At 53.8% G+C, this 3,217-nt stretch carries 2 protein-coding genes, 1 pseudogene and 1 CRISPR repeat array; of the genes and pseudogenes, 2 read left to right on the top strand and 1 reads right to left on the bottom strand.

Features of this window, described 5'->3' with window-relative positions; translation table 11 throughout:
- Positions 1–27 precede the first annotated feature (27 nt).
- Positions 28–599: direct repeats of the CRISPR family, unit length 37 nt; unit sequence GAGAGTAACCAATCTCTGCCTGCGATCAATCCGCAAC.
- 237 nt (positions 600–836) lie between these two features.
- Positions 837–1,634 (bottom strand): TlpA family protein disulfide reductase, encoded by a 798-nt coding sequence (locus ABX962_RS33310; RefSeq protein ID WP_372725986.1) that lies wholly within the window; start codon positions 1,632–1,634, stop codon positions 837–839.
- 308 nt (positions 1,635–1,942) lie between these two features.
- Between ABX962_RS33310 and ABX962_RS33305 the strand changes: the two genes are divergently transcribed.
- Both ABX962_RS33305 and ABX962_RS33300 read left to right on the top strand, forming a co-directional pair.
- A complete protein-coding gene (locus ABX962_RS33305) occupies positions 1,943–2,572 on the top strand; it encodes a sigma-70 family RNA polymerase sigma factor (protein ID WP_372725985.1) in 630 nt (209 codons plus the stop codon).
- Positions 2,573–2,740: 168 nt separating this feature from the next.
- A pseudogene (locus tag ABX962_RS33300) lies at positions 2,741–3,217 on the top strand (protein kinase); the annotation flags it as partial.

Below are 3,217 nucleotides of genomic sequence, written 5' to 3'. Positions count from 1 at the left end.
TTTTCTATGTCGTACAGCTTGCCGCTGGAGAGTAACCAATCTCTGCCTGCGATCAATCCGCAACCGCCAAGATGCTCGGCAATGTCGCTACCGAGAGAGTAACCAATCTCTGCCTGCGATCAATCCGCAACGTCCGGCTACGGATCAGTCACGGCGATTGTGAGAGTAACCAATCTCTGCCTGCGATCAATCCGCAACCTTGAAGGTAATCGAACTTGGACCCGTGGTGAGAGTAACCAATCTCTGCCTGCGATCAATCCGCAACTGCGTGTTGTGTATGTTGTTGTGTTTGTGTGAGAGTAACCAATCTCTGCCTGCGATCAATCCGCAACAGGCCGTCCTCTTGCTTGGGGAACACGTTGGAGAGTAACCAATCTCTGCCTGCGATCAATCCGCAACAAATCATCGCATGTATGTGGCGGGACGTGAGAGAGTAACCAATCTCTGCCTGCGATCAATCCGCAACGTCCGTGCGAATAGCATGCTTGGCCAATGGGAGAGTAACCAATCTCTGCCTGCGATCAACCCGCAACGGCAGTAAACGTCGGGCAAAGTTCGACCCGAGATTAACCAATCATTGCCATCGATCAATCCTTTGCCAATAGTCGCGGGCCAAAGAGTTTGCCAATGACGTAAATCTTTTCCGGCAACCTCCGAGACATGGACGACAGCGATGCACCACGTCATCAGCGAGTAGCCGATTGAATCATGTTCGCTCGTGAGAACGTTCTTGCATTGAGCATGACAAAATTGGTATCCGTCTGGATACTAAACAACCAACGTGAGCTATCAACCACCTCTAACTCGTGCGACTGACCTTTGCTCTCAGAAAGTCACTACTTGTCCGGCTGCATCAACTCTTTGACAAATGGAATCACTTGCTTGTCGTAGGTGAAGCCTGCGGTATCGCCCGCATCGACAAACTTTTTGACCAATTTTCCATCCGCGTCGTAAATCAAAACCGCGGGAATCGAATCGAGATCCAATTCGGAATAGATTTCATCGCTTTCGGTCGTGCTGATGTAGCTGGGAAAGGTCGCCCCGACACTGGTGACAAACGCCACGACTCGTTCCTCGTAGTGTTTCGGTGGCCGCGATTTTCGTCCATCGAAATCGACGTCGACCGAGATGCACTGGACCTTGTCGGCGAACTGTTTATTCAATCGCACCAAACCAGGAAACTCTTCTAAACAAGGGCGACAGGAGAGCGACCAAAAGTCAATTACGGTGATTTTCTTGGTTTTGGCGATGCGGTCTTGAATTTCGTCCAAAGACCCGTAAAGAATTTCGGGTGAAGCTGTTTCGGATGCGTCCGCGACAGGCGGCTTGTTGCTGATCTGCACGTCGGGCATCTCCAAACCGCCGCCACCACCGCCGGTCTTCGGCGAATTCGTGTTCGCTGGCGGGATGTCCCCGGGTGGCAATTCAAGCTGGCCCGGTGGCTCCGATGGCGTCGACTCGTCTGGCGTCGCCACCTGCTCGGTGGGCGTCAGCGTTTCAGGCGGAGAAACCGTAGGCGATTCCTCTGCGGCTTTTCCACATCCCAGACAGGAAAAAAAGGTGATCAACGCAAGCAAATTCAGACTGTTCCGCCGAGATTGCGAAAAGCGAACGATTAAGTGATTCTTTAGCATCCGAAGTTCTTTCATTCTTCTATAATCAGGTTCCGTGTCCCCCCACGCCCGCGTGTGCGAACGCCCAAAGTCAATGAAATTGGCACCAAAGCAAAATGCAATGGATAGCCGTGTCAATGCAATGGACATCGCGAAGCACCGAATTTCGAAGCACCGAATTTCAAAGCACAGTGCGACTGCGATACAGTGCGACTGCGATGGAAATAGCGTGCTGTGGGATTCACACGATGATTGTACCGGTGTGACCGTGTTGCGGGTACGTCATTCTGACAAAGGTTTTCCAGGAAAGAACAATAGGTGATCTCAGCGTGGAGCGTTCAGAATCAACCACCCATTTGGTCATTGCCTCGAAAGAGGGCAACAATGATGCGCTCGGACAGCTGCTCGAGCGTTATCGGGGGTACCTTTTGATGTTGGCGCATCGCTTTCTTTCGGAGCGATTGCGACGCCGGATCGATCCCGCCGATATTGTCCAGTTGACGTTCCTGGAGGCCAAACGTGACTTGGCCTCCTTTCGCGGCTCGAGCCCAGCTGAATTTGCAGCTTGGCTACGGGGGGTGCTGAAAAACAACGTCGCATCGGCGGTGACTCGCCATGTGACGACCCAAAAACGGTCACTCAAACGCGAAGTGGATGGAAACAAACCGTCACCGAATGATTCCGGCGGCGGTGCGTGGATCCAACAATTGCCGGGCAGCACAACCAGTCCGAGCGGGGTCGCGATCCGCACCGAGGCCACGATGGCACTGCTGGAAGCGCTGCATCAATTGCCCGAAACTCAAGCCGAGGCGATCCGGCTCCGCTACATGGAAGGGCTGCCATTGGCGGAAATTGTCGAGCGGATGGGCAAAAGCGACACTGCGGTGGCGGGTTTACTAAAACGTGGACTGCAAAAATTGAGAACGATCTTGGACCACGACATGAGCCCATGGTTGTAAAAAACACGACAAATGGCGGCATTGCCACCGTTTTCTTCGTGGTCGGAAGCGGCCCTCTGAATCAATCCTCGCCAAACTTTACCGCGCCCTACTGGGGCATCCCTTTGAGCCTGAGTTAGAATCGACACCCTCTTTGACCTCCTTTTCCATCTTCTGCCACGACCAGTTATGGCTGACAACGAACCTACCGCAGACCCCGTGGATGAAGCCTTTGCGGCTTACCTGCGTTCGTGTGATGCCGGTGAGTTAACCAGCCGCGAGGACTTTTTGAAGCAGTTTCCTGACGTGGCCGGACAATTAAAGCAACTGATGGAAGCGGCCGACCTACTTGGCCAAGTGACAATGGCATCGGGATTGTCATCGCATCGAGCGAGGGTCCAAAACGGCGCCGACACGGTCGCCATCACCTCGGCGGTCGGCGAGCAATCGGATGTTGATCCGGCGATCACGCTGCCGATGGCGAACCGATCCAAGAACGACCCGGGCCCGACGCTGCCGTTTGATCTGGGCGATTACGAACTGCAAGAAGTGCTTGGCAAAGGCGGTATGGGGATCGTCTATCTGGCGAACCAAAAACAACTCAACCGCATGGTCGCGGTTAAGATGATTCGCGGTGGCATGTTGGCGGATGAATCGGACGTGCGG

This window comes from Novipirellula sp. (assembly GCF_041583735.1).
Classification (GTDB): Bacteria; Planctomycetota; Planctomycetia; order Pirellulales; family Pirellulaceae; genus Novipirellula.
The sequence above is the reverse complement of the archived record's forward strand: the minus strand, read 5'-3'. Positions and strand labels throughout refer to the sequence as shown.